Here is a 552-nt window from a genome sequence, read left to right as displayed (position 1 = left end):
ACGAGGTTCTGCATCGTCATGCCGACACCGACGCCGACGATCGCCATCGCGACGCCGACCAGCCACAGCGGCGACGCGTGGTCGACCGTGCCCAGTCCGAGGAACCCGATCACCAGGGTGATGGTGCCCGCCACGATGTACGGCTTGATCCGCCCGCTCCGGCTGATCAGGCGCCCGGAGACGGTCGAGGACACGAGCACGCCGCCCATCAGCGGGATGGTCAGCAGACCGGCTTCGGTGGGGGAGTAACCGCGCCCGACCTGGAAGTACTGACCGAGGAACACCGCGCCGCCGAACATCGCCATGCCGACGGCGAGGCTCGCGACGATCGCCAGCGCGGGGGTGCGCTGGGTGATGATGTGCAGCGGCACGACGGGTTCGCGGACCTTGCGTTCCACGATCAGCGCGAGCGCGAGGAGTACGGCACCGCCCGCCACCATGACCGCCGTCTGCCACGAAAGCCAGTCGAAGCTGTTGCCGACGAACGAGACCCAGATCAGCAGGACACTCACGCCCGCCGCGATGAGACCCGCGCCGAGGTAGTCGACCTGG

1 protein-coding gene is annotated in these 552 nt (G+C 68.7%); it reads right to left on the bottom strand.

The annotated features are described in order from the left end of the window. On the bottom strand, positions 1–552 hold a 552-nt coding region (locus tag CFP71_RS42460; RefSeq protein WP_143267308.1), incomplete at both ends, for an MFS transporter.

The organism is Amycolatopsis thailandensis (assembly GCF_002234405.1).
In the GTDB taxonomy this organism is placed as follows: domain Bacteria; phylum Actinomycetota; class Actinomycetes; order Mycobacteriales; family Pseudonocardiaceae; genus Amycolatopsis; species Amycolatopsis thailandensis.
The sequence above is the reverse complement of the archived record's forward strand: the minus strand, read 5'-3'. Positions and strand labels throughout refer to the sequence as shown.